Here is a 3,354-nt window from a genome sequence, read left to right as displayed (position 1 = left end):
GTAGGGCTAAACGTTCCCCACTCCTTACGGATTACCTCAGCAATATTGACAGCCCCAAATTTAAGGTTGTCAATAATGTTTTGAGGAGGGTTAAACTGTTCTTTATAGTTATCAAAGTCTTTTTTTGCTGTTTCAGAGTTTGTAAACTCGTTTAAACTAAAGTTCTTACTTAATATTAAGTCCATTTCTATTCCTCTATTACTTGTTTTCATTTCTTGCTGTATTCGTGTCTTATAACTATGTCGTGGTCAATAGCTTGCTTCTCAATTATCCTGTCTAGCTTATTATTAATCTCAATAGAACTGGCTTTAAATTCTTGTTCTAAAGATACTACTTTTGCGGTTACAAGGTCAATTTTATTGTCTTGCCTGTCGTCCCGTTCGGTTTGCTTAGTGATGTACAAATGAAGTGCCCATGCTATTAAAAAAACAGCTACGAATGCACCTATCATTTTTTCTCCGTTGAAATTAAACCTTGTTTTTTCTGTTATTTCCATTTTGTTTAAAATCTTGATTTTGTAGCATTATAGTTTTGAATAATTTCTATTTGTGTTAATGCTCTATTATAGACAAATGCACTACCGACTTTTATATTTGAAAAACCACCACACAATGTACTACCCAAGGATAGTTTAGTAGTTGTAAAACTAATTCCTATATTTTTTATTCCATTTGAATCTGCAATTCCATCTCTATATATTAACACTTTATTATTGTTATAAACAACTGTCCAATTATGCCACACATTAAAATCTTTAATAAAAGAAGTATTATAGTCACCTGGTGAACCTAGTAAACCTTGCCATGTAGTAAATCGCACATAATTTTCACTATTTCTATAATATAATCCAATAGATTGATATGCAGTACCACAAGTGCCATAATATATTGAAACATTATCTGATGGGTTACTTAAATAGTTGCACCAAAAAGAAATAGTAATTGGCGAATTACCACTTATATTTAAATCTGGTGAAACTGCGTAATCATTTGAACCATCAAACACTATACTACCTCCATTTGAGTTGTTAAATACTGGCCCATTAACAAGTGTACTATTGTTATTTTTCCCACTAATATCATTCCATGAAACACTATTATAAGGAGGTGTATATGAACCTGAATTGTTAGCATCTAAATATAATACAAGGCCATCTCTGACAATGTTATTGCTTGCAAAATCATTGTTTTGAATACCTGTATTTAATCCGTTTAATAATCCATTATTATCTGCTTCATATATACCTTGTCCTAAACCTGTATATATACCTTGCGATAGACTACTCATGTCTATTGATAATCTGCTCCAGAAGCATTAACCCACGCAGTTTGAGAAGCTGATAAATTCGCTAAAGTGCTAGCTTTCAAAACATCGTTTGCAAGTAATGGTATATATTGTCTGCCTGTATTGTCAATCGGTAATCCTGGCAAATTAGTTCCATTTAAGCAATCAACTGGGAACCGTGCCGCATTAGTATTTCCAGACGATAAAGGTATATTTACCATGCCTACAGGAATAACTGTCGTTCCTCTATATATGTATAAAAACATATTAACAGTAACAGTGTCTGTAGTTGTAGCTATTAATGAAATAACTCTACCACCTTTAGTCCCTGCTGTATATATAGCAACACCATTTGTATTACTCCCTTGTGTTCCTATTGTTGTTCCTGTTAATACTCCTACGCCTGCATTTATTACATTTGCAAGTAAAGGTATCTGTCCATTTGAAAGTGCCATCGTTTTTAGTTAATTGTGTCTATGTATGTAATTTTAGAAATAAAGTTGTCAAAACTTGAAATCTGTATAAGTAGATTTTTTATCCAAGCTGTTTGATAAATTTCATTTTCGTTTATTTCTGATTTAATGAAAAATAAAACATTATCTGTTGCTATTCCATTTGCCCAGTCATCTAGTAATTCTGAATAATTAGATGTTGTTAATTTAATTTTTGCCATAATTTTAATATTTATAAGTTGCTTTAAATGAATATGCTAATAAGTAATCTAGGTCATTTATTACTATGAAGTCTACGTAGTTTTTTACAGTTGGCGTATCAGGGTAAGTTCCTGCAATGTCTGATATATTAGTTGTTTTGTTTGATTGTAATTCAATCTTATCAATGGCCCCACCATCATTTTTCCAAACAGGATCACCGACAATATCAGCACCAATACTAGATTCACTTGCACTTGCTGATATATTTGCAGATTGATGTTTTAAACCTATGTGCCCAGCACCTGCAGTACCATTTACTTTAAAGTGTTTAGCGTTTACTCCAAACCCATCTATATCAATATCTTGATTAGCGTTACTGCCATCAAGGTCTAGTTTAAAACTAATATCAGGAACTTGGTTTGTGTGTCCTATAACATGCCATCCGTAATAGTTAGCTTGTATAGTTACAATTTGACCCATTTTAGTTATAACTTCTGTGTATGTTCCTGCTCCACCTCCACCATCAACTTGTAACCCAGGAATTGAAATATTAACATTTGTTAATCCACTATTAAACCTGTGAGGTTCTACAATAATAGTTTTACCTGACATACTAGCTGTATGTGTTGGTAATATTACAGAAATAGGGCCTTCAGCATCTGTATATCCTACGTTGTTATATTTGTCAATTGATAGATTAAAGTCACCTAATGCTGTATAAGCATTAACCCATATTGTACCGTTTATTAATCCTTTTGCATAAACTGCATCAAATACGGCATTTTCACTTGGTGACTTAGTAGTAACGCCATCTGTTACTGTTTGAGAAATTAAATCAAAATCTGCTAAATTATACCTTGAGAATACTTCCCACCCATAAATAACACCATCTGTAACACATACAACACCAACAATAGAATTATATCCTTTTAGTATCATTGGCGTTACTACTAGACCTGTAATCGTTAATGAATAAGATGAACTTCTATTATTTACAATAATTATATTTCCTAAATTACTAGCGTCAGGGGAAGGGACTGACATTGTATGGTCATTTATTAATGTGACCCAATTTATTTTATCAATTTCTAAAGTAGCATTTGTTTGGTTTTTTACTACTATATTTTCAATAAATGAAGTATTTATGTCTAAGGCTGTTTTTAACTCCTCAACTGACATTTTACGGCTTGCACCTGTTCCGTACGTAGGTGTGGCATAAGTGCCATCATTTTTAGTAATTTCAATTAAATCTTTTTTTCTATTATCACTATCCTGACTTCCGTAAATTGGTAAGCTTGGTATTGTCTTATTTGCCATATCTTATAAAATTATACGTTTTTCTCCTAACATTGTAGACCTTATAATCAAGTCATTTGTAATCCTAAATACATCCTCAGTCACGTTTTTATCGTATATT

The 3,354-nt window shown here is 32.1% G+C and carries 6 protein-coding genes; all 6 read right to left on the bottom strand.

The annotated features are described in order from the left end of the window. Positions 1-212, bottom strand: a 212-nt coding sequence (locus tag ACIQZC_RS10195; RefSeq protein ID WP_396139117.1) for a hypothetical protein, incomplete at its 3' end; no start/stop codon positions are given. After that, positions 209-496, bottom strand: a complete 288-nt coding sequence (locus tag ACIQZC_RS10190; RefSeq protein WP_396139116.1) for a hypothetical protein — start codon at positions 494-496, stop codon at positions 209-211. The genes ACIQZC_RS10195 and ACIQZC_RS10190, both read right to left, overlap by 4 nt. Before the next feature lie 5 nt (positions 497-501). Beyond that, entirely contained in the window at positions 502-1,287 is a 786-nt protein-coding gene (locus ACIQZC_RS10185) for a LamG-like jellyroll fold domain-containing protein (protein WP_396139115.1), read from the bottom strand. Between the two features lie 2 nt (positions 1,288-1,289). Next, entirely contained in the window at positions 1,290-1,739 is a 450-nt protein-coding gene (locus tag ACIQZC_RS10180; protein WP_396139114.1) for a hypothetical protein, read from the bottom strand. A 5-nt stretch (positions 1,740-1,744) separates the two neighbouring features. Then, complete coding sequence (locus tag ACIQZC_RS10175) at positions 1,745-1,957, bottom strand: hypothetical protein (RefSeq protein ID WP_396139113.1); 213 nt, start codon at positions 1,955-1,957, stop codon at positions 1,745-1,747. Positions 1,958-1,961: 4 nt separating this feature from the next. Continuing rightward, complete coding sequence (locus ACIQZC_RS10170; RefSeq protein WP_396139112.1) at positions 1,962-3,254, bottom strand: hypothetical protein; 1,293 nt, start codon at positions 3,252-3,254, stop codon at positions 1,962-1,964. Positions 3,255-3,354: the final 100 nt, after the last annotated feature.

Source organism: Flavobacterium sp. (assembly GCF_044338735.1).
Taxonomy (GTDB): Bacteria; Bacteroidota; Bacteroidia; order Flavobacteriales; family Flavobacteriaceae; genus Flavobacterium.
Note: the sequence above shows the minus strand (reverse complement) of the source record. Positions and strands in the feature narration are given on the sequence as shown.

Excerpts from the sequence above, each read along its gene's own strand:
- ACIQZC_RS10170 (WP_396139112.1), bottom strand. The coding sequence starts at position 3,254 with ATGGCAAATAAGACAATACCAAGCTTACCAATTTACGGAAGTCAGGAT.
- ACIQZC_RS10175 (WP_396139113.1), bottom strand. The coding sequence starts at position 1,957 with ATGGCAAAAATTAAATTAACAACATCTAATTATTCAGAATTACTAGAT.
- ACIQZC_RS10190 (WP_396139116.1), bottom strand. The coding sequence starts at position 496 with ATGGAAATAACAGAAAAAACAAGGTTTAATTTCAACGGAGAAAAAATG.
- ACIQZC_RS10180 (WP_396139114.1), bottom strand. The coding sequence starts at position 1,739 with ATGGCACTTTCAAATGGACAGATACCTTTACTTGCAAATGTAATAAAT.
- ACIQZC_RS10185 (WP_396139115.1), bottom strand. The coding sequence starts at position 1,287 with ATGAGTAGTCTATCGCAAGGTATATATACAGGTTTAGGACAAGGTATA.